Annotated in this window: 1 pseudogene; it reads right to left on the bottom strand. The window is 67.3% G+C overall.

Going from position 1 to position 251, the window contains the following annotated elements:
- Nucleotides 1-251 (bottom strand): annotated as a pseudogene (locus EUU22_RS04295) (hypothetical protein); the annotation flags it as partial.

Below are 251 nucleotides of genomic sequence, written 5' to 3'. Positions count from 1 at the left end.
TACACCGACCCATCCACCGAGATCGCCACGTCCGTCGGCTGATTCAGAATCGGAGCGCCGTCGCCGCCGATCGTCTGGAGGATGTTGCCATCGGACGAGAGCAGGAGCACACGAGCGTGGCCAGTATCGGCGATGTAGACGCGCCCAGCCGGATCGACGCCGATGCCTCGCGGTCGAAACGTGCCGGCATCCTGGCCGATCTGCCCCAGGCGGTGGCCGTCGGCGTCGTAGTGGAGCGCGCCGCGACCATT

This window comes from Ciceribacter ferrooxidans (genome assembly GCF_004137355.1).
Classification (GTDB): Bacteria; Pseudomonadota; Alphaproteobacteria; order Rhizobiales; family Rhizobiaceae; genus Allorhizobium; species Allorhizobium ferrooxidans.
The sequence above is the reverse complement of the archived record's forward strand: the minus strand, read 5'-3'. Positions and strand labels throughout refer to the sequence as shown.